This is a genomic window from Sulfitobacter sp. (assembly GCF_036961165.1).
Taxonomy (GTDB): domain Bacteria; phylum Pseudomonadota; class Alphaproteobacteria; order Rhodobacterales; family Rhodobacteraceae; genus Sulfitobacter.
In genome coordinates this window covers 13,402-32,647 of sequence record NZ_JBALVJ010000032.1, presented here as the reverse complement: position 1 = coordinate 32,647, position 19,246 = coordinate 13,402, and the positions used below count along the sequence as shown (strand labels likewise).

General features: G+C 57.8%; 23 protein-coding genes. 11 read left to right on the top strand and 12 right to left on the bottom strand.

Features of this window, described 5'->3' with window-relative positions:
- Positions 1-212 precede the first annotated feature (212 nt).
- The 3 genes from V7730_RS13830 to V7730_RS13820 are packed head-to-tail and all read right to left on the bottom strand — an operon-like array spanning position 213 to position 2,414.
- Positions 213-986, bottom strand: a complete 774-nt coding sequence (locus tag V7730_RS13830; protein ID WP_335748183.1) for an amino acid ABC transporter ATP-binding protein — start codon at positions 984-986, stop codon at positions 213-215.
- Entirely contained in the window at positions 983-1,657 is a 675-nt protein-coding gene (locus V7730_RS13825) for an amino acid ABC transporter permease (RefSeq protein WP_335748182.1), read from the bottom strand. The genes V7730_RS13830 and V7730_RS13825 overlap by 4 nt, the downstream gene beginning before the upstream one ends.
- A 4-nt stretch (positions 1,658-1,661) precedes the next feature.
- Positions 1,662-2,414, bottom strand: coding sequence for an amino acid ABC transporter substrate-binding protein (locus tag V7730_RS13820; RefSeq protein WP_335748181.1), 753 nt, complete (start codon positions 2,412-2,414; stop codon positions 1,662-1,664).
- Positions 2,415-2,804: 390 nt separating this feature from the next.
- Between V7730_RS13820 and V7730_RS13815 the strand changes: the two genes are divergently transcribed.
- Positions 2,805-3,185, top strand: a complete 381-nt coding sequence (locus V7730_RS13815) for a carboxymuconolactone decarboxylase family protein (RefSeq protein WP_335748180.1) — start codon at positions 2,805-2,807, stop codon at positions 3,183-3,185.
- Between the two features lie 38 nt (positions 3,186-3,223).
- Here the strand turns inward: V7730_RS13815 and V7730_RS13810 are convergent, their stop codons facing one another.
- The 8 genes from V7730_RS13810 to V7730_RS13775 form a co-directional block, all read right to left on the bottom strand.
- On the bottom strand, positions 3,224-3,913 hold the full coding sequence (locus V7730_RS13810; protein ID WP_335748179.1) for an ATP-binding cassette domain-containing protein: 690 nt from the start codon (positions 3,911-3,913) through the stop codon (positions 3,224-3,226).
- Between the two features lie 7 nt (positions 3,914-3,920).
- A complete protein-coding gene (locus V7730_RS13805) occupies positions 3,921-5,093 on the bottom strand; it encodes an FtsX-like permease family protein (RefSeq protein WP_335748178.1) in 1,173 nt (390 codons plus the stop codon).
- Positions 5,090-6,313 (bottom strand): HlyD family efflux transporter periplasmic adaptor subunit, encoded by a 1,224-nt coding sequence (locus V7730_RS13800; RefSeq protein WP_335748177.1) that lies wholly within the window; start codon positions 6,311-6,313, stop codon positions 5,090-5,092. The genes V7730_RS13805 and V7730_RS13800 overlap by 4 nt, the downstream gene beginning before the upstream one ends.
- A gap of 142 nt (positions 6,314-6,455) precedes the next feature.
- The gene (locus V7730_RS13795; RefSeq protein WP_335748176.1) at positions 6,456-7,328 is read right to left on the bottom strand and encodes an MBL fold metallo-hydrolase; all 873 of its coding nucleotides are present in this window, start codon (positions 7,326-7,328) and stop codon (positions 6,456-6,458) included.
- Between the two features lie 74 nt (positions 7,329-7,402).
- Complete coding sequence (locus V7730_RS13790; RefSeq protein WP_335748175.1) at positions 7,403-7,846, bottom strand: Dps family protein; 444 nt, start codon at positions 7,844-7,846, stop codon at positions 7,403-7,405.
- 416 nt (positions 7,847-8,262) lie between these two features.
- On the bottom strand, positions 8,263-10,125 hold the full coding sequence (locus tag V7730_RS13785) for a heavy metal translocating P-type ATPase (protein ID WP_335748174.1): 1,863 nt from the start codon (positions 10,123-10,125) through the stop codon (positions 8,263-8,265).
- Positions 10,126-10,455, bottom strand: a complete 330-nt coding sequence (locus V7730_RS13780) for a hypothetical protein (RefSeq protein WP_335748173.1) — start codon at positions 10,453-10,455, stop codon at positions 10,126-10,128. It abuts the gene before it with no gap.
- Complete coding sequence (locus V7730_RS13775) at positions 10,452-11,399, bottom strand: J domain-containing protein (RefSeq protein WP_335748172.1); 948 nt, start codon at positions 11,397-11,399, stop codon at positions 10,452-10,454. The genes V7730_RS13780 and V7730_RS13775 overlap by 4 nt, the downstream gene beginning before the upstream one ends.
- Positions 11,400-11,865: 466 nt before the next feature.
- On the opposite strand from V7730_RS13775, the gene V7730_RS13770 reads away from it, so the two are divergent.
- Positions 11,866-12,033: a hypothetical protein gene (locus tag V7730_RS13770; protein ID WP_335748171.1), complete on the top strand. Its 168-nt coding sequence runs from the start codon at positions 11,866-11,868 to the stop codon at positions 12,031-12,033.
- Positions 12,034-12,117: 84 nt separating this feature from the next.
- Here the strand turns inward: V7730_RS13770 and V7730_RS13765 are convergent, their stop codons facing one another.
- Positions 12,118-12,537: a cupin domain-containing protein gene (locus tag V7730_RS13765; protein ID WP_335748170.1), complete on the bottom strand. Its 420-nt coding sequence runs from the start codon at positions 12,535-12,537 to the stop codon at positions 12,118-12,120.
- A 211-nt stretch (positions 12,538-12,748) separates the two neighbouring features.
- Between V7730_RS13765 and atpD the strand changes: the two genes are divergently transcribed.
- The 9 genes from atpD to V7730_RS13720 are packed head-to-tail and all read left to right on the top strand — an operon-like array spanning position 12,749 to position 19,227.
- Positions 12,749-14,197, top strand: a complete 1,449-nt coding sequence (atpD, locus tag V7730_RS13760; protein WP_335748169.1) for a F0F1 ATP synthase subunit beta — start codon at positions 12,749-12,751, stop codon at positions 14,195-14,197.
- Positions 14,194-14,604, top strand: a complete 411-nt coding sequence (locus V7730_RS13755; RefSeq protein WP_335748168.1) for a F0F1 ATP synthase subunit epsilon — start codon at positions 14,194-14,196, stop codon at positions 14,602-14,604. The genes atpD and V7730_RS13755 overlap by 4 nt, the downstream gene beginning before the upstream one ends.
- Positions 14,601-14,894: an AtpZ/AtpI family protein gene (locus V7730_RS13750; RefSeq protein ID WP_335748167.1), complete on the top strand. Its 294-nt coding sequence runs from the start codon at positions 14,601-14,603 to the stop codon at positions 14,892-14,894. Before V7730_RS13755 ends, V7730_RS13750 begins: the two co-directional genes overlap by 4 nt.
- Positions 14,891-15,181, top strand: a complete 291-nt coding sequence (locus V7730_RS13745; RefSeq protein ID WP_335748166.1) for an N-ATPase subunit AtpR — start codon at positions 14,891-14,893, stop codon at positions 15,179-15,181. Before V7730_RS13750 ends, V7730_RS13745 begins: the two co-directional genes overlap by 4 nt.
- On the top strand, positions 15,178-15,876 hold the full coding sequence (locus V7730_RS13740) for a F0F1 ATP synthase subunit A (RefSeq protein WP_335748165.1): 699 nt from the start codon (positions 15,178-15,180) through the stop codon (positions 15,874-15,876). The genes V7730_RS13745 and V7730_RS13740 overlap by 4 nt, the downstream gene beginning before the upstream one ends.
- Positions 15,876-16,121 (top strand): F0F1 ATP synthase subunit C, encoded by a 246-nt coding sequence (locus tag V7730_RS13735; protein ID WP_335748164.1) that lies wholly within the window; start codon positions 15,876-15,878, stop codon positions 16,119-16,121. Before V7730_RS13740 ends, V7730_RS13735 begins: the two co-directional genes overlap by 1 nt.
- Before the next feature lie 4 nt (positions 16,122-16,125).
- Entirely contained in the window at positions 16,126-16,860 is a 735-nt protein-coding gene (locus V7730_RS13730; protein WP_335748163.1) for an ATP synthase F0 subunit B, read from the top strand.
- Positions 16,850-18,382: a F0F1 ATP synthase subunit alpha gene (locus tag V7730_RS13725; RefSeq protein WP_335748162.1), complete on the top strand. Its 1,533-nt coding sequence runs from the start codon at positions 16,850-16,852 to the stop codon at positions 18,380-18,382. Before V7730_RS13730 ends, V7730_RS13725 begins: the two co-directional genes overlap by 11 nt.
- Positions 18,379-19,227: a F0F1 ATP synthase subunit gamma gene (locus V7730_RS13720; protein ID WP_335748161.1), complete on the top strand. Its 849-nt coding sequence runs from the start codon at positions 18,379-18,381 to the stop codon at positions 19,225-19,227. The genes V7730_RS13725 and V7730_RS13720 overlap by 4 nt, the downstream gene beginning before the upstream one ends.
- The last annotated feature ends 19 nt before the right edge of the window (positions 19,228-19,246 follow it).

The following is a 19,246-nucleotide window of genomic DNA, read 5'->3' as shown; positions in this document are numbered from 1 at the left end:
AAGATGTGAACAGAAGAGGGCAATTACCTAGAAAGACCTGCAGACGAGAGAACGAACCGAGACTTGGAGCAATCCGCGCTGCCCGCGCCGGTTTCAACGGTTCACGTGAACCCATCGCTGCATTGCCCTCGACCTCGGCATTTCATCAAGGCACCAATACAAAAGAGGCACTTCGTATTTTCATGAGGAACAATTCCCGAGGCGTCCTACACTCAGGAATACCCCTCACTTGAACCGGTTTTACCGACGCGGCGCAGGAACGCTTTTGTACGGGGATCCTGTGGGTTTTCAAGAAGCTGTCGGGGTGGCCCTTGCTCGACGATCTGCCCATCGGACATGAAAATAATCCGGTCGGCTATTTCACGGGCAAACTGCATCTCGTGCGTGACGATCAACATCGTCTGGCGCTTTTCCGCGACGCGGCGCATTAGGTCAAGGACTTCGCCTACCCACTCAGGATCAAGCGCCGAAGTCGGTTCATCGAACAACATCAAATCGGCATCTAACGCCATGGCGCGACCAATCCCGATACGCTGCTGCTGGCCACCAGACAAGGCTGCCGGATAAGAGTTGGCTTTGTCGATCAGGCCGGTCTCGCGCAGTGTCTCGTCAGCGCGCGCGATGGCGTCAGCTTCGGATTGGCCCTTCACCGTGATAAGCGCCTGCGTGATGTTTTCACGCGCAGTCTTGTTGGCAAAAAGCGCATAGTTCTGAAACACAAATGACGTGCGGCGGCGCAGCGCAAGAACGTCTGCCCGCGATGCGCTGGCAGGATCAACATTAAGATCACCAACCCGGATAGACCCACTGTCGGGGCGATCCAGATAGTTCAGACACCTCAGCAGCGTAGACTTACCGGTACCGGATGGACCGATAACAACGACACGCTCCCCCGCTTCGATATCCAACAAGATATTCTTCAGAACGGACGTGTCACCAAAGGATTTGTTCAGCCCAGTCACAGATATCGCGGCGTTAGATGTCATCTTGCGTATGCCTTATCCACATAGGTCTCCAGATGGTGCTGCGCGAATGACAGTGCCTCGACCATGATCCAGTAGAGGGCAGCGACAACCAGAAATGCCTCAAAATAAAGAAAGCTGCCCGCAGCCTCTTTCTGTGTCGCGCCCATCAATTCGGTGACCCCCAGCGTAAACGCCAGCGATGTACCTTTGATCATGTCGATGAAGTAATTCACAAGCGTTGGTGCAGCCACGCGCGCAGCCTGCGGCAGGATGATGTGGCGCATCATCTGGATTTGGGTCATGCCCACCGCTTGGGCGGCCTCCCACTGACTGCGGTCGACACCAAGGATCGCGGCCCGAATGCTTTCGGCCATATAGGCTGAAAAGTGTAGCGTCAGCCCCATGATTGTGGCGGTGACACCGTTGATGTTGGTCAGGAATGCCAAAACCTGTGGCAAGCCGTAGTAAAACAAGAAGAGCTGTACCAGCAACGGTGTGCCACGGAAGAAGCTTATGAAAAGACGCACAAATACATCAAGCACTGGCACGCGGAACACCCGTTCAACCGCCATGATTGAGGCCAGTATGAGTGCGAAAAACATACCAATCAAGGCCATGAACAGCGTCAACGGCACATAGCCCAGCAGAACTGGCAGCAAGTCCCACATGTATTGAAAGTCCAGTGCTCGCATCAATTCACTCCGCGACTGTAATGTCGGTGCCGAACCACTTTTCAGAGATCTCGGTCAAAGTGCCGTTCTCTTTAAGGGTGACAATGGCGGCGTCGATCTTGTTGCGCAACTCGACTCCGCTGTCGTCATTGCGGAACGGCAGCGCGTTGCGGATTTGGCTGAACGATTTGCCAGCAAGCGCCAATGGCAGCGGGCTTTCAGCGATCAATTGGCCAGAGGACACACGATCCATAACAAAAGCATCTACGCGGCCAAGGGCAGTGTCCTGCGCGATATTGCTTTCGTACGTGCGAATGTCAATTTCACCGGCATTCGGAAGTTCGTTCAGCAATTGCTCGAAGTTTGAGCCAAGGTTGACCGCGACCGTTTTGCCGCTCAGATCCTCTACGCTTGCGATTGTATCCTCGTTGCCGGCTTTCACCACGACTTGCGCCCCGTCAAAGACGTACGCCTGCGAGAAGGCGAACTTTGCCTCGCGTTCCGGTGTGATCGTGATCTGGTTGGCAATAGTATCGATACGGCCGATTTCCAGTGCGCCGATAAGGCCGGAAAAGGACATCGTGACGAAATTGACTTCGTCCCCGGTTTCCGCGGCGATTGCGTTGACGAAATCAACTTCAAAACCCTGCAGTTTGTCCAACTTGACAAAGGTGAAGGGAAAGTAGCCACCCGACATCCCTACGTTGAGCGTTTCGGCCTGCGCCGCGCTGAATGAAACTGACAAAGCGAGTGCTGTAGCTGCGGCGGAAATTTTCATAATTTACTCCATACTTTCATGGGTCAAGTAACACGCGTGATGGCCGCTTCAATGGGGGCGGGAACAACAAGTCTGTCGTGATATCTCTATGGAATTCATTGGAACGCCGTTCTTCATGACGGGGATTTGGAAGAATAAAATAAATTGCCCCTGCCCCGCGCCCTCAAGTCAGATGAATGACCCGCCACAGATCGTGCAAACAACTGAGACATTACGCGGGCGGCTGACCCGTCTGATCGCGGCGTTGAAACGCTTTTGGTGACTATTCCAATCCAACTATAGACGCGGGAACCGGCGCAAAGCAGTATGGTTTGTAGGCCGACCCGAAACAGCGTCAACCAAGCGCGGTCAAGCAGCGGTTGATCGACCATCCATCTGAAAGGAGCCACCATGAGCGCATTCGACGAAGACTTGTTCCTGAAGGGACTAGAACAACGCAAGGCCACTTTAGGCGCTGAATACGTAGAGAAAAATCTGGCCGCAGCGGATGAGTTTTCCCGCCCGTTTCAGGAGGCCATGACAGCGTGGTGCTGGGGCTTTGGCTGGGGCGACGATGCAATTGACCCGAAAACCCGCAGCATGATGAACCTGTCAATGATTGGTGCTTTGGGGAAGATGCACGAATGGGAAATCCATTGCCGCGGCGCGATCAATAATGGCGTCACTCAAGATGAACTGCGTGCGATCATTCATGTCATTGGCATCTATTGCGGCGTTCCACAGGCACTGGAATGCTTCCGCGTTGCGCGAAAGGTGCTGGAAGCAGACTGACGTATCGCCCGCCCCACCGCACCTTATCGACCGAAAGTTCAGCTGCTTTTATCGACGATACGCCCTTCTTCAAGGGTGACAATGCGGTCGGCCTGATCAAGAATGCGGTTGTCGTGAGTGACCATTACAGTGGTCGTCCCCCGCTCACGGCCCAGCCGCTTGATAAGCGCTACGACATTGCCGCCGCTTTCGCGGTCCAGCGCAGCAGTCGGTTCATCTGCAAAGATCACATCGGGATTGCCAACCAGCGCACGCGCCACTGCAACGCGCTGTTTTTGACCTCCCGACAGATTGGCAGGTAGGTAGTCCAAACGATCCCCCAGCCCCAGCAGCCCAAGTACATGGCTGGCCGCCTCGTCTGACTGTTCGGGTGGGAGTGTGCCGTGCACCTGCAACCCCACCACCACGTTCTGGCGCGCCGTCAGACTGTTGTGCAAGTTATGCGCTTGAAACACAAAACCCAGCCTCCGCCTGAGCGACGTGAGCAAGGAGCCATTCGCCCCGTTCAATTCATGGCCAAGCAGTTGAACCGATCCGTCCTGCACTTCGCGCAGGCAGCCCAGCAGGGTCAACAAGGTCGTTTTTCCAGATCCTGAAGGCCCGACCAAAACAGTCAGACTGCCACGTTCGACCTCAACGTTGATATCGAACAAGGCCTGCTTTTTCGCCTCACACGTTCCGAACCAGTGGTTCAAATTTAGCGCTGCGATCGGGTATGGATTTTGCATCACCACCTCAGAACAATTCCGCCGGATCGGCAGCAGCCAGACGCCGGGTCGCAATCGCGCCAGAAAGAGCGCAGGCCACGACCGTCCCGACAAAAACAGACAGCGCCATGCCAATGGTCATTTTCAGCGGCAGCGTAGTCGCTGCGGCCATAGCCGTGAGAATAAAGGTGCCGACAGCTATGCCGGGGACGAAGCCAAAGACGCCCAGAATAACAGCCTCTTCGATGACGATCCCCAGAAAGAACGAATGGCTATATCCCATCGCTTTAAAGGTCGCGTACTCTCGCATGTGGTCGGACACATCCGTGGAAAGCACCTGATAGACGATCACGAGCCCTACAAGAATGCCGATGATAACCCCAAAGCCAAAGATGATTCCCGTCGGACGCTTGGTCTGCTGATAAGATAAGTCTTCAAGACCTGCATTTGTGTAACTACGCACCCTAAGCGTTTTGTCCGAGATCAACGTGCGCAGACGCGCCGCCACCTTTTCCGGATCAACACCCGGCCTTGTTTTCAGCAAGATATGGTCCGGCGCAGAAGAGGAGCGCGCCCCAAAGAGCGTCAAAAAAGTCTGGTCAGACACCATCATATAACCATCACCGCCAAACCCGCCGCCGCCTGCGAACGTGTCATAAAGCGTCAGCGTATTGCCGGAGACCTCGAAAGACAGCGGCGTCTGTGGCCGGATCGAAGCAGCCTCCTCGCGCGGCAAGCCACGGCTGAAACGGTCGACCAGACCTGCGCCCTGAAGCTGCAGCACTGCACTTTTGGTCGCAATATCCGGCGAAAGGAACCTGCCTTGGGTCGGATCAACTCCGTAGGTCGTAAGGCCTAACGTCTTATTCGCACGCTGCCATGATACATTGCCGATAAACAGGCCCATGCCGGCCTCGACATCTGCGTCCGCCAGTGCTTGCAGCAGCCATTGGCGGGCAACATTGCCGCCCTCGGCCATCGAATTCGCGTCACCGGCAGAGATCATGATATCGGCCGTGAAGAACTCGTAGGGTTTAAGCGTCGCTGTGGACATCGAATTCATGATGCCAAGCTGCACAAAGACCAGCACATTGGCAAAGGCCACACCGGCAAGTGCGGCGGCAAAGCGCGGGCGGCTGTGCGTCAGCTGCAACCAGCCGATTGGCAAGCGACCCAGTAGTGCGTGCAAAAGGCGGGTCATTTGCGTTCAAATTCATGGGTGTCGATGCGCGCGATTACCTCAAGATTGGTAAAGCGCGATGCGATCAGTGAAGACGCCGCGTCCAGCTCCACCATGACCCTGATCACCCGCGCATCAGTGTTGGCGGCGGTGTCGTCCGACACAAGCCCTTGTCGCCCCACGGTCAGGCCTATGAACGCAACCTTTCCTTGAAACGTCTGGCCCAGCGCGGTCGAGACCAGCTCCACCGGTTGTCCGGGCTGCACCTGAACGATGCGGTCCTGATAAATCTCGACTTCAGCCATCATCTGATCGGTGTCGCCCATTTCCATGATGCCTTCAGCCGGCGGGCGCTGACCGGGCGTGGCATGGATATCCAACACCCTCCCTGTGATGGGTGCCAACACGTCAGCACGGGCAAGGTCACGGCGGGCACGGTTCAGATCGGCCTTTACCGCATCAAGGTTGCGGGCAGCTACAATAACATCTGGTTGCTTCTCTAAGGCGACCGCAGCGTAGCGCGCCAGCGTCGCCTCGGCTTTTGTTACGGCCGACGCGGCCTGCTGTGCAGCTGCAGTAAGGGTATCCAGCGTTGCGCGGGTGGTGACACCGCGATCAAACAGGGATTTTGTCCGCGCCAGATCCGCTTCGGCCTCCGCTGCGGCGCTGCGCAGTTGATCCAGTGCCGCTTGCGCCTCGTCGCGACTGTTCTGCACAGCCGTACGGGTTTGCATCAGCGTCGCCTCGCGGATAGCAACTGCGGCCTCGGCCTGCAAAACAGCACTTTGCAGCACTTCGTGGTTATCGAGCCGCGCAACCGGCGTTCCCTTCTCCAGCCTCTCACCTTCCACCACCAGAATTTCCGCCACACGGGCATCTCCGGCTCCGTAAGGTGCAGCAACAATCGACACGTCCCCGCGCGGCATAAGGCGAGCCAAGCCGATCACATCGGTCGCACGCATGGTTTCCACCATATCCTGAGGCAGCTCGATCTCTGGCGGCAAAGCAATCGGCGAACCGGAACCGCCCCCCGGTTGCAGCCCTGTCACCGCATAGAACTTTTGCAATCCAGGTGGCTGGTAATACATTCCGATCACGGCCCCTGTGAACAAGACGACAGGAATCAACAGAACAAGAAGGTAGCGTTTGTGGAACCAACGGCGCTGGGATGGCTTCGCGGGGCCGTCCGCGCCGTGCTTGACGATCTCAAGCGGCAGATCTTCATTCGACTCGTCATTCATTTGCTATCTGATCCTGTCGGCGTACCGAAATTGTCCGGCGCCAGCGCACATTGGGCACATTCATATTCACAATGCCCTATGTTACGCCTACTGCGACCAATACAACAGCGGTTCCGCAAACCCGATTAGAAGAGCACTGCAGTTATCTTGATAAGAAGTAGTTCATCGGGAGTTTCAGGTACGCACGCCCGTTATCCTCTGGTGCCGGAAGGCGTCCTCCACGTATGTTTACCTGCAAAGCCGCCAGCATCAGCTTTGGCAATGGAAGCGTGCTGTCGCGCTTGTCGCGCAGAGCACAATAGGTCGCTTTGTCAGGGTCATCGTGGAAGTGAATATTTGATATCTTGTGTTCAGCGACGGTGGCAACACAGGCAGGGTCACGACCATTTGGCGAATAGTCGTGTCCAACATATACTCGCGTAGCATCCGGAAGCGCCAGAATGTCCTGAATGCTCTGGTACAGCGCTTCCGAACTTCCACCCGGAAAATCGGCGCGGGATGATCCGCTGTCGGGCATCATCAACGTGTCATGCACAAACGCCGCATCACCCGCGACGAAAGTTATGGAAGCCAAAGTATGGCCCGGTGAAAACATGACCCTGACAGGCACTTCTCCGACCATGAACTCCGCCCCGTCTTCCAACAACTGGTCCCACTGACTGCCATCCACGGGGAAATCATCTGGCAGATTGTATATCTCTGCCCAAAGCTGTTGAACGCCCGTGACTTTCGCGCCAATCGCCGTTGGTGCATCCAGTTCCTTAGACAGCCAATGCGCAGCCGAGAAGTGATCAGCATGCGGGTGGGTGTCGAGAATCCAGACAACCTCTATTCCGGTACTCTTTACGTAAGTGAGAATGCGCTCTGCATTGGCAGTCGACGTCGCCCCCGCAAGCGGATCAAAATCCAGCACAGGGTCGATGATGGCACCTTTCATGGTCTGGGGATCGTGGAAAACATACTGCCAACTTCCCGTTGGCGCGTCCCAGAAGGGTTTGACTGTCGGGTTGGACATGGGTTTTCTCCTAGAACAGCTCCTGCCGTCCCATTCTAGGACGGCAAACGCGTTGATGTGTTAATATCGAAGGCTCAGCGCGCGCTGGCCCGCATCATCCACAGTTCTTTCTCGTGCCATTCCAGACGATCGGTCAAGAAACCTGCGGATACTTCATCTTCAGCAGAAGCAGCCGTCTTGATGGCCTTGCGAAGAGTGTTGGCCAAAGCCTCGTGCCCTTTGATCAACTTGGCAACCATATCATCAGCTGATTGAGCTGCCTCCTCCTCCGGATCGGCCAAAGCCATCAATGCGGCCACGTTGGCCGGCGCATAGGTCCCAAGCGCGCGGATACGCTCGGCTATTTCGTCCAGCGCAGCCCAGAGGTTTTGATACTGCGCTTCAAAGGTTGCGTGCAGCTGACGAAAATTCGGGCCCTCAACGTTCCAGTGGTACCCGTGTGTCTGGACATAAAGACGAAAAGTCTCACCCAGCACAGCGTTCAGAGAGGCGACGTTTTTGTTAACTTCGGTAGACATGATAAAAGCTCCCTTAGTTTCAACGACGTGGCGGACAGGATTAGTCCGCCATCAGGGGTGTTCGAGGGCGCGGATGGGAAATCACCAATCCATGCCGTTCTGGCCGCCACTCCCACAGCCCAGTGCGGCTTCGGGTGTGGCAGGTGTCAGAAGACTAACGTTGCCACCCGGCTTTCAGTTCTCTGGCATGGCAGATTTTTTTCATCGGCTGTTTGCAGGACGACCAGCGAACCGGAGTGAAATCCGTCGGGCCGGAAACCAAGATCAGCCTTTTTCCACCGCGGTCTTGCGGCGTTGTGCGGCATAGCAAACGCAGGGGTCGCTTCGTTCCAGGGTGTTCAGGTGTTTTGTGCGGCGTTGGTCATGCCATCATTCCCCTAGCGTATCTGCCGCGCTAGAGTTGGCCCTGTTTGATGTCAGAATTGCGGTTTAATCCTGAGGGTCCGCAACGCGTTCAGGATGACTGCCACGTCGATAACTTCTTGCAAAACCGCGCCTTGCACCGGTGTCAGATAACCAAACGCAGCGGCGATCATACCCAATATCGAAAGACCAATACCTGCTACAACGCTTTGCAACGCGATCCGGCGCGCGCCGATGGCGATCTCAATGCCCGGCAGCAGACGGTCGAGGCGGTCGACGAGCAGCACAACATCCGCCGCTTCGGCCGAGGCTGCAGCCCCCCGTGCGCCCATGGCAACCCCGATGTCCGCAGCGGCCAGCGCAGGTGCATCGTTCACACCGTCCCCCACCATCATGACCGGCCCGTTAGTGCGCTCCGTCAGGACAAGTGACACCTTTTGGTCAGGAGTCAGCTCAGCGCGGACGGCGTCCAAACCCAGCCCCGCTGTAACCTCTTTCGCCACAGCAAGGCGGTCTCCCGTAGCCAGCAGGATGCGGACAATCCCGAGACGGCGCAGACCGGACAACAGCGCGCCCGTGCCTTCACGCAGAGGATCGGCCATGACGATATGCCCTGCAAGACGCCCCTCAATGGCCACTGCGACAACAACGGCCCCTTCTTCAAGCGCGTCAGTATCAGGTGTCGCAACTTCTGTGTGCGCTGTGACAAAGGTAATCCCACCCACGGCAACTGCGCGTCCGTTGACAGTGCCTGTAACCCCTTCGCCGGCAGTCTCGACCATGTTTTCAGGTGGGGGCAAGGTAAGGCCACGCGCTTGGGCAGCTGCGACAATCGCTTGCGCGATCGGATGTTTTGACGCCTGATCAAGCGCGGCTGCTACCAGCAGTATTTCCCCTTCCCCCGAGTCGCCAAAGGTCTGGATTGATACAATCTGCGGCCGCCCGTCGGTGAGCGTACCAGTCTTGTCGAGGATTAGGGTTTTGATCCGCGCCAGCGTTTCAAGAGGCTTGGCGCCCTTAATCAACACACCGTAATGCGCGGCCCGCGACAGCCCCGCCACCAAAGCGACCGGCACAGCGAGGATCAGGGGACAGGGTGTCGCGACCACCAAAACGGCGACAGCCCGGATAGGATCGCCAGTGAACCACCACGCGGCAAATGCCAGACAAACGGTGACTACAAGAAACAGAAGCGACCAGCGGTCAGCAAGGCGCGCCATCGGCGCCTTGGACGCCTGTGCCGCTTCCACCAACCGCACAATGCCTGCATAGGTGCTGTCGGCTGCGGCCCGTGTCACCCGCAGATCAAAGGCATCCCCTGCATTGGTAGAGCCGCTCATGACGTCATTGCCACGCATCAGGCGCACCGGCATCGCCTCACCAGTCAGGGCCGACTGGTCAAGCATCGCGGCATCGCTTTCAACCTTTCCATCCACCGGCGCCACATCCCCTTGGCGGATCAGGATCAAATCATCCGGCGCAAGATCATCCAGCGGCACCTCGCAGAGTGCGCCGTTTTCGTGCCGCGTAGCCGTCCTGGGCACGCGCGACAAAAGAGCGCTCATCTCCCGGCGGGCGCGCCCTTCGGCAAAGCTTTCCAGAAAAGTACCACCGGAGTACATGAGTGCGACCACCGCCGCCGCCAGCGCTTCCCCAAACACAAGCGCTGCGGACATCGACAAGGCGGCGACGATATCAAGCCCGAACTCACCGCGTCCAACACTGCGTAATACCTCAAAGACAAGCGCCACCAGCACGGGCACAACGCCCGCCGCGAAAACCAGCTTGGCTACATCTGACAGTCCGGCGAGCAACAGACAGAGCCCGATAACAAGTCCGGCCAAGGCGATAGCCAAAAGGGCGACCTTCAGGCGGTCCTGAAACAGCGGCCCTAACACGACAGACGTGGGCTTCATCTAGCTTTGCTTCAGTGCTGCGAAAATATTCTCCTGCACGTCAGCTGGTAGACCATCGACAGCGCGCGCCATATCGGCAAGATCCCTGCGTGCGGCATGCAACTGGTCCAGCAACGAGACCACAACGCCAAGTGCAATATCGTCCATCTCCATGTCTATCGTCAGATCACACAACAGTTCCAGCCGCGAGATATCGATTGGCAGAAAGACATATACGCCCTCCTCGCGCCGCGGTTTGACAAGATCCCCGTCGATAAAGCGCACCAGTTGCGTGTGCGTCAGCCGTGTGACGGTCGCAACGACATCGTCCTGAGAATACCGTTCTGTCATGTTGATGCTCCTTTCATCAGATCGGCCCTTGGATCAAACGTTTGGGACTTGCGCCACTCTGTCAGAAATTCCTTCAAGCTTTCATCGGCATTAGGCGGCGCGACGATCTTTAGTTCCACCCGCTGATCGCCCTGAGCCTTCTTGCCCGCCCGTGCAACCCCGCGCCCTCGCAGACGCAGTATCCGGCCCGAACTGGCGTTCGCAGGAATCGTCAGCCCCACGGGGCCATCGATGGTCGGCGTCGTGACCTTCCCGCCCAGAACGGCCTCATCAATCGTGATCGGCAATGTCAGCACTATATCGTCCCCGTCACGGGTAAACACGGCATGGGGAAGCACGGAAATCGTAATCAGCGCATCACCGGAAGGCCCTCCGCCGAAACCCAGCGCACCCTTGCCGCGCAATCGCAACGTCTGACCGTCCTCTGTGCCGCGCGGAATTTTCACCGACAACCGCGCGCCATCAGGCAAGGTGATGCCAGTCTCAGCGCCGCGCACAGCATCCAGAAAAGGCACGCTCAAAGTATAACTTGCGTCCCTGCCCGCAGCAGAAAAGCCGCGCGAATCAAATCCTTCACGGCCCCCCTGACGGGCGCGATTGCGCAAGATATCGGCAAAGATATCAGCGGGGTCAGCATCCGCACCAAAACCGTGGCTTTGCTGGTATCTGTTCTCGGGCGCATCCGTGAAATCACGGTAGTACTGGCGCTGAGGCTGTTCGGCCCCCAACCCGTCGATTTCTCCGGCGTCAAATCGCGCGCGGCTTTCTGGGTCTTTGAGTATGTCGTAGGCTGCTGATATCGCTTTGAACCGCGCCTCTGCGCCTGCGTCATCGGGATGCAGATCGGGGTGGCTGGTGCGCACCAGCTTGCGGTAGGCTTTCTTGATCTCGTCTGCCGAGGCAGTCTTGGCCAGGCCAAGCGCTTCGTATGGGTCGTTGGACATTCGGATTCCTTCACTTTGACCTAAGTCTACCAGCAAAACCTGTTGTCTGCACAAGGCCTGTTTCGCCTAAATGCCACGCCACCGTCGGCCATTTCACTGATCCATGTTAGTTTGCGGCACGTGGATTTCCGCATCGTTTGCGCGGTTGCTCTGCGGGGGGTCTGAAAAGCACTTTGCACACAGAACCACTGATAGAGGACGCATAATGAGAAAAACCGGCGAACCGCTGCGCTTGTAGGTACTTTCAGCCGAACTCGATTCCAGCTAAACTAAATCAGTGTGAGGACACCAGCCCTCCTTTATCACGGCATTGCGGCGATCACGTTCGACTGCAAACGCTATGATCGCACCCTAACGATACGCCGACTTTCTGCGTGTCACATGCATGACATTCGTCACTGCTACTTTGCGGACAGTTATTGCCGGAAGGTGGTGACCTACAACTTTTGACAGAAGCGAGACTGCCATGACAGATACAGATAAAACCGCACAGGACACTTCAACAAAATCCTCTGAGGAGATCAAAAAACAAGCGAAGGCGTATCCCAAAAAGCCCGCTCAGGAAAAAGCGGCTACGGCAAAAAACAAATCTGACTCTGACGACGATGACCTGTTTAACAATGTGCCGCTCTGACCTGCTTGTGCGCGCCTCGCTTGACCAAGCGGACGGCGCGCACTTTTAGTCGACAATGAAAACTGCGCCGCTCCTCGGCGACGTTTATACTTGTACCACGCCCCCGGTTTTTTCAGTGGCTTGCCCTTCGAAACTCTCCTCGGAGGCGTCAGCTTCGGCTTTCGTCTTCTGGACAAGCTGGTCCTCATGATGTGGAGGGCCGTAGATCGTGTAAAGCTTGAGCGGCTCATGGCCTGTGCAGAACACATTGTGATGCGCGCCAGCCGGAACCACGATCCCGTCGCCGGGGCCAATCTTGTGGGGGGTGCCGTCTATCACAAAGCGACCTTTGCCTTCTTCGATGCGAAAAAATTGGTCGGTGTCTGCGTGAATCTCTCCACCGATCTCCTGACCTGGCTCAAGCGACATCAGAACCAGTTGCAGCTTGGTCCCCGAATATAGCACCTGCCGAAAATTGGTGTTCTCTTCGGCCAGTTCTTCGATATTTCCAAAGTATCCATTCATGTTTCTCTCCTCAAAAAGCGCCGCCAGCAAGGCAACTGCGAATATTAGCTTCTCCCACTGTAACATTGGGTGCACTGATCGGGGTTAGCGGCCTATCATCCGTTATAAAAACCTGCGGAAAAGCGCGCAGTGCTAACACTGATCAGTACGTGAAAATTGCAGTACCGTTAACATAGTCCTACCAATTCCACTTAGAAAGCCCGCCGAACAAATGCCAGAACCTGTCAAGATCCCCGATCCAACGCAGCAGTCCGTCGGCGTTGTTCACGCGGTCAGGGGGGCGGTTGTGGATGTGGTCTTTGCTGGTGGCAATTTGCCCGCGATCAACACAGCGTTGATTGTAGAATGGGACCGCCCCACCCCCCTGATTCTCGAGGTTCATAGTCATCAGGACCTGACCTGCCTGCGCGCCGTGGCGTTCCAATCAACCGCCGGACTTGCGCGCGGGGTTGCCGTCCGCGCGACAGACGGGCCGGTTGCGGTGCCCGTCGGCACAGCAGTTCTTGGGCGCTTGTTGGACGTGGTGGGTACCCCCAAAGACGATGGGCCCGATTTACCCGAAGATACCCCGCGACGTTCTATTCATGCGCATGCGCCAAAATTGAGCGACCAGACCCGAACCACCGAAGTGTTCGAGACAGGCATCAAGGTGATCGACCTGCTGACCCCTATGGCGCAGGGAGGTAAGGCCGCGATGTTCGGTGGCGCGGGCGTGGGCAAGACTGTTCTGGTAATGGAACTGATCCGCGCCATGGTCGAAAAGTACGAGGGTATTTCGGTATTTGCCGGCGTGGGAGAGCGCTCTCGCGAGGGACATGAATTACTGACCGAGATGCAGGATTCAGGCGTGCTTGAGCGCACCGTGATGGTTTACGGCCAAATGAACGAACCTCCTGGTGCGCGCTGGCGTGCCCCGATGACGGCGCTAACGATCTCGGAGTACTTTCGTGACCAAAAGCACCAGAATGTGCTGCTGCTCATGGATAATGTGTTTCGCTTTGTGCAGGCCGGTGCAGAGGTGTCCAGCCTGCTGGGTCGCCTGCCCTCACGCGTGGGATATCAACCGACCCTCGCCACCGAAGTTGCAGGGCTGCAAGAACGCATCGCCTCGGTGGCGGGGTCTGCGGTTACGGCCATTCAGGCGGTCTATGTGCCTGCCGATGATTTCACCGATCCGGCTGTCACGACTATTTCCAGCCATATGGACTGCGTCATCGTGCTAAGCCGCGCACAGGCAGCCGAGGGGTTCTATCCCGCAATTGATCCGCTTGGTTCCTCCTCAATGTTGTTGGATCCGTTGGTGGTGGGGGATGTGCACTACAAAGCCGCCGAAGAAGTGCGGCAGGCGCTGGCACGGTTTCGGGAACTCACCGACATCATCTCTTTGCTGGGCGTTGAAGAGCTGGGCGCCGAGGACCGCTTGATCGTCAAGCGCGCACGTCGCTTACAGCGTTTCCTGACCCAACCCTTCATGGTAACCGAAGCCTTCACCGGCACGCCGGGGGCGACTGTTCCGCTTGCCGAGACGCTCAGCGGCTGCCGCGCCATACTGGACGGCGTGGCCGATGATTGGTCAGAAAGCTCTCTTTACATGGTCGGCACGCTAGAAGATGCGCGCAAGAAAGAGGCCGCTGCCAGTGCCAAGGAAGACGCGGCATGAGGTTGAAGATAAATACGCCGTTGGCCGTTGTGGTGGATGAAGACATTGACAGCCTGCGTGCCGAGGATGCCACCGGCGGCTTTGGTATTCTGCCCGGCCATGCCCCGTTTGTGACATCGCTTGCGATCTCCATCGTGAGCTGGCGCACCGCTAGCGCAGAGCATTTTTGCGCTTTGCGCGGTGGCGTGATGACTGTGGGGGATGCCTCCGACATTAAAATCGCGACCCGCGAGGCGGTGACAGGAGAGCACCTCAGCACGTTGGACAGCGATGTCCTGGCCCGCTTTCAAGCAGACGCCGATAGCGAGCGGGTGGAACATATCGAGACAATGCGCCTACAATTCAATGCAATCCGACACATGGTCAGCCGCTTGAAATCAGGCGCCGACGGAGGAGCGTTCCGGTGACCCGCCAACACAAAGATGACGCAGACGAAGATCCGCTGGTTAAACAGACACGATTGCGCCGCGACCGCCGCGCGCGGTGGTTACGTCAGGGCGACATGTCAGTGGGCCGCCGGTTGGCGCAGATCGGAGTGCTGGGTTGGATATTCGTGGTGCCGACATTGGCGGGTCTGTTTCTGGGCCGAATGATTGATGCGCGTTTTGAAAGCGGTATCTTCTGGAGCGCGCCGTTGATGTTTCTAGGTGTTTGCCTTGGTGGCTGGACCGCATGGAAATGGATGAATGCACGATGATTGATCTTACGACCCTTCCTCTTTCCGTCACCCTTCCCACGGGTTTTCTGGGCGGCCTCATCATCGGGTACGGCTATTTCCGCGCTCTGCGCGAGACGACCAACCTGATTGTTGGCGAAGGCGCGCCGCTCAAGGCGCTTGCCCTGACGCTTGGCCGCCTCTCGCTGGTGGGCACCGGTTTTTTCATCGCAGTTCTTGCGGGCGGTGCCCCCTTGCTGGCCGCATTGGCAGGCCTACTCTGTGCCAAAGCGCTGATGATGCGGCAGATGCGAAAGGAAGCGCCATGAACTCCCCGCTGGAGTCTGTGGCCCTGTTCCAGCTAGGTCCTGTGCCGATCACGCAAGCGGTGCTGACGACTTGGGTGATCATGGCGGTGCTGGTCGCGGGGGCCTTTGTGCTTACCCGTAAGCTGGCGCTAATCCCGACGAAATGGCAGGCAGCGCTTGAGCTGATCGTTGCCACGCTCGACGCCCAGATTACCGAAACAACCGGCGCGCGGCCCGCCCCCTACCGCGCCTTCATCGGCACGCTGTTCATTTTCATCCTTGCCGCCAACTGGTCCTCTCTCATCCCCGGAATAGAGCCGCCGACCGCCCAGTTGGAAACCGACGCCGCCCTTGCGCTGCTGGTTTTCATCTCTGTGATCTGGTTCGGCGTGCGTGGTGACGGGGTTGGCGGGTATCTCAAATCTTTTGCTGCGCCTAATCCGGTGATGATTCCGCTTAACATCCTGCAAAGCCTGACGCGGGTATTTTCCATGTTCGTGCGCCTGTTCGGCAATGTCATGAGCGGCGTTTTCATCATCGGCATTGTCGCCTCGCTGGCGGGGTTGCTGGTACCGATCCCGCTGATGGCACTCGATCTGCTGACGGGTCTGGTGCAGGCCTATATATTTGCGGTTCTGGCCATGGTGTTCATCGCCTCCACCGTCACCGATGGCTCTTCCGAGCAATCCCCCTCTGAAAACCAAAAGGATATATAATGGACTATCTTGCACTAGCCAGCATTCTTGGTGCCGCCTTTGCCGTATCGTTCGGCGCGCTTGGCCCTGCGATTGCCGAAGGACGTGCTGTCGCTGCTGCGATGGACGCCATCGCGCGCCAGCCCGAAGCTGCAAACACGATCTCACGCACGCTTTTTGTCGGTCTCGCGATGATCGAGACCACGGCAATCTATTGTCTGGTGATCGCGCTGCTGTTGCTCTTTGCCAACCCGTTGCTGGGATAGAACTATGACAATCGACTTCTGGGGGCTTGGGCTACAAGCCATCAACGTGCTGATCCTCGTCTGGCTGCTAAGCCGCGTCTTCTGGCGCCCTGTCGCTGCGGCCATCGCCAGACGTCAGGAAACCGCCCAAGCGGTGATGGAAACAGCCCAAGCCAAACAGGACGAGGCCAACGCCGCCTTGGCAGAGGTCACCAAGGCACGCGGCGGCATCAAAGCCGAACGCGCCGCAGTGCTGGATGCTGCAAGGGCAGAGGCCGAAACTGCAGCCAAGGCAACGTTGGCAAGCGCACAGGCTGACGCCGAAAAGCTGCGTGCAGCGGCAAAAGCCTCCATCGATAAGCAAACTCTGTCCGCGCAAAAGGCCAATGCCGTCGAAGCCGCTGACCTGTCGCTCAAGATTGCAGGCAAACTGTTGGAGCGGTTGAACGGGCCGGCTGTGCACGCTGCCTTTCTGGCCCAGCTTGTCGATACGATCACCCAGATGCCATCCACCGATCGTGCGGCCTTGTTGGACGCTCAATCCGACATCGAAATTGTCACCGCTCAGGATGCCAGTGCAGAGCGGGACAATATCGTGAAAGCAGTACACAAAGCCCTCGGAAGCAAACCGGATGTGCGCTTTGTCGTCGAGCCTGCATTGCTTGGCGGGCTTGAACTGCGCAGCGCGCATTTCGTCCTGCGCAACAGTTGGCAAGCCGACCTGATGCAGGTTCAAAAGGTAGTGACCGATGCCACCTGACATCCCAAACTGGATCAGCACAACCAACAAGGCATTGCAAAGTGCCGCAATCGGTCCTCGGACCGAGCACCGCGGGCGGGTAGAAGAAATCGGCGACGGTGTGGCGATGATCTCGGGCTTGCGCAATGTGCGCCTGGACGAGGTGCTGCGCTTTGAAGGCGGTCAGGTCGGCTTTGCCCGAGTGCTGGACGCTGACCTGGTCGGGTGTGTCCTGCTGGATGCCGTCACAGATGTGCAATCGGGGGATTCAGTATTCGGCACCGGCGAGATTACGCGCGTTCCGGTCGGTGAGGCGTTACTGGGCCGTATCGTGGATCCGCTTGGCCGTCCGCTTGATAATAAAGGACCCATTGACAGCGACCTGTTCAATCCGATTGAACAGCCGGCCCCTTCAATCATCGAGCGCGATCTGGTGACAGAACCAGTGCAGACAGGGGTCGTCGTGGTGGACACGCTGTTTGCACTTGGTCGCGGTCAGCGGGAGTTGATCGTCGGGGACCATTCGACCGGCAAGACTACCCTTGCGATCGACGCGATCATCGCGCAAGCACACAGTGACATGATCTGCGTCTATGTCGCTGTCGGGCAAAAGACATCTAGCGTGCGACGCGCCATAGACGCGCTTCAGGCGCGGGGTAATTTCGCACGCTGTATCGCCGTTGTCGCAGGCTCTGCCGAGGCGCCAGGCCTGCAATGGATCGCGCCTTATGCCGGTATGACGATGGCCGAGCATTTCCGCGACAAGGGCCAGCACGCGTTGATCGTGATCGACGACCTGTCCAAACACGCCGCCACTCACCGCGAAATCGCGCTGCTAACCCGTCAGTCACCGGGCCGTGAGGCCTATCCGGGCGATGTGTTCTATATCCACGCCAGACTATTGGAGCGTGCAGCCAAGCTGTCCAAAGAACGCGGGGGCGGCTCGCTCACCGCGCTGCCTATCGCCGAGACGGATTCTGGAAACCTGTCAGCCTATATTCCAACCAACCTGATCTCGATCACCGACGGGCAAATCGTACTGGATTCCGCCCTATTTCATCAGGGCCAAAAGCCGGCAGTAGATGTCGGGCTCAGCGTCAGCCGTGTGGGCGGTAAAACCCAAGCGCCCGTGCTGCGAAAGGCAGCGGGCACGCTCCGGCTCGATTATGCGCAGTTTCTGGAACTGGAAGTCTTCACCCGCTTTGGTGGCATGCCCGATGGCCGCGTGCGCGCACAGCTGACCCGTGGTGCGCGGATCAGAGAAGCGCTGCGCCAGTCACAGCATACGCCTTACCGCTTGAGTGATGAGGTCGCGCTCATGGTTGCTGTGCAGTCAGGGGTGCTGGACAGCGTGCCGCTTGGCGTGATCCCCGCCTTTCGCGCGGCACTTCCCCTCACGCTGGACAAAGAGGTTCCCGAACTGGAAGTCGCTCTGGACCAGACTGGGCAGCTTGAGCATGAAATGCGTGAAAAGGTGTTGGAGGCGCTCAAACAACTCGCCACCACCCTAACTGGCGACGCAACCGCGCCCCAAGCACCATGACAGAGCGGTTGGCCGACATCAGTGCGCGGATTGAGGGCATCCGCCAACTGGGCGCAGTGGTTAACGCAATGAAGGGGATTGCCGGTGCGCGCGCGCATGTCGCCCGCGGTCAGGTTCAGGCCGTGGATCGCTATGCCGCCACGATTGCAGGAGCAATGGCGTCTGTCCTGCATCCGACGGCAACGAGCAAACAGAACAGCTCTGACACAGGTATGAACAAACGCGGGATGCTGGTATTTACGGCCGAGCAAGGCTTTGCCGGCGCTTTCAGCGAGCGGGTTCTCGATGCTCTCGCGGCCGAGGGCGCACCGGAGTTGTTGTTCCTTATCGGCACGCGCGGTGCGACCATTGCTCAGGAACGCGGGCTGGAGCCGCATTGGACGGCTCCTTTGCCCTCACACACGCCCGGCATTCCAAAGCTGGCCCACCGGATCACAACGGCGATTTATCAGGCTGTTGCCGAAGGGCGCATCACCTGCCTAGATACCCTGTTCACCGGTTGGATCAAAGGACGCCCTGCGCTTGTCCGGCAGCGGCTGTTTCCGATCGATCTGGAGAACCTGCCCCCGGCCACCGCCACTCATCCCTTGACCCATTTGCCCGAAGAGCCGCTGATCGCCGCGTTGGGACAAGACTATTTCAACGCGCAGGTCTGCAAGTCAGCGCTGCACGCCTTTGCCGCCGAGAATGAGGCCCGCATGGAAGCCATGACCGCCGCTGGCAGTCAAATCGCAAGCGAACTGCTGACCTTTCAGGCCAAAATGCGGCGCGTGCGCCAAGAAGCCATCACCGCAGAGATTATCGAGCTTGGTACCGGCACGGCGTCAGCAGAACCAGCGCGATAGCCGATAAATTTGTGCGAAT

What these genes read in the sequence shown, in the direction of transcription:
- atpD (WP_335748169.1), top strand. Translation starts at nt 12,749, where the DNA reads ATGCCAGAACCTGTCAAGATCCCCGATCCAACGCAGCAGTCCGTCGGC.
- V7730_RS13825 (WP_335748182.1), bottom strand. Translation starts at nt 1,657, where the DNA reads ATGCGAGCACTGGACTTTCAATACATGTGGGACTTGCTGCCAGTTCTG.
- V7730_RS13770 (WP_335748171.1), top strand. Translation starts at nt 11,866, where the DNA reads ATGACAGATACAGATAAAACCGCACAGGACACTTCAACAAAATCCTCT.
- V7730_RS13745 (WP_335748166.1), top strand. Translation starts at nt 14,891, where the DNA reads ATGATTGATCTTACGACCCTTCCTCTTTCCGTCACCCTTCCCACGGGT.
- V7730_RS13765 (WP_335748170.1), bottom strand. Translation starts at nt 12,537, where the DNA reads ATGAATGGATACTTTGGAAATATCGAAGAACTGGCCGAAGAGAACACC.
- V7730_RS13795 (WP_335748176.1), bottom strand. Translation starts at nt 7,328, where the DNA reads ATGTCCAACCCGACAGTCAAACCCTTCTGGGACGCGCCAACGGGAAGT.
- V7730_RS13730 (WP_335748163.1), top strand. Translation starts at nt 16,126, where the DNA reads ATGACAATCGACTTCTGGGGGCTTGGGCTACAAGCCATCAACGTGCTG.
- V7730_RS13810 (WP_335748179.1), bottom strand. Translation starts at nt 3,913, where the DNA reads ATGCAAAATCCATACCCGATCGCAGCGCTAAATTTGAACCACTGGTTC.
- V7730_RS13755 (WP_335748168.1), top strand. Translation starts at nt 14,194, where the DNA reads ATGAGGTTGAAGATAAATACGCCGTTGGCCGTTGTGGTGGATGAAGAC.
- V7730_RS13780 (WP_335748173.1), bottom strand. Translation starts at nt 10,455, where the DNA reads ATGACAGAACGGTATTCTCAGGACGATGTCGTTGCGACCGTCACACGG.
- V7730_RS13790 (WP_335748175.1), bottom strand. Translation starts at nt 7,846, where the DNA reads ATGTCTACCGAAGTTAACAAAAACGTCGCCTCTCTGAACGCTGTGCTG.
- V7730_RS13815 (WP_335748180.1), top strand. Translation starts at nt 2,805, where the DNA reads ATGAGCGCATTCGACGAAGACTTGTTCCTGAAGGGACTAGAACAACGC.
- V7730_RS13740 (WP_335748165.1), top strand. Translation starts at nt 15,178, where the DNA reads ATGAACTCCCCGCTGGAGTCTGTGGCCCTGTTCCAGCTAGGTCCTGTG.
- V7730_RS13725 (WP_335748162.1), top strand. Translation starts at nt 16,850, where the DNA reads ATGCCACCTGACATCCCAAACTGGATCAGCACAACCAACAAGGCATTG.
- V7730_RS13820 (WP_335748181.1), bottom strand. Translation starts at nt 2,414, where the DNA reads ATGAAAATTTCCGCCGCAGCTACAGCACTCGCTTTGTCAGTTTCATTC.
- V7730_RS13775 (WP_335748172.1), bottom strand. Translation starts at nt 11,399, where the DNA reads ATGTCCAACGACCCATACGAAGCGCTTGGCCTGGCCAAGACTGCCTCG.
- V7730_RS13785 (WP_335748174.1), bottom strand. Translation starts at nt 10,125, where the DNA reads ATGAAGCCCACGTCTGTCGTGTTAGGGCCGCTGTTTCAGGACCGCCTG.
- V7730_RS13800 (WP_335748177.1), bottom strand. Translation starts at nt 6,313, where the DNA reads ATGAATGACGAGTCGAATGAAGATCTGCCGCTTGAGATCGTCAAGCAC.
- V7730_RS13830 (WP_335748183.1), bottom strand. Translation starts at nt 986, where the DNA reads ATGACATCTAACGCCGCGATATCTGTGACTGGGCTGAACAAATCCTTT.
- V7730_RS13735 (WP_335748164.1), top strand. Translation starts at nt 15,876, where the DNA reads ATGGACTATCTTGCACTAGCCAGCATTCTTGGTGCCGCCTTTGCCGTA.
- V7730_RS13720 (WP_335748161.1), top strand. Translation starts at nt 18,379, where the DNA reads ATGACAGAGCGGTTGGCCGACATCAGTGCGCGGATTGAGGGCATCCGC.
- V7730_RS13805 (WP_335748178.1), bottom strand. Translation starts at nt 5,093, where the DNA reads ATGACCCGCCTTTTGCACGCACTACTGGGTCGCTTGCCAATCGGCTGG.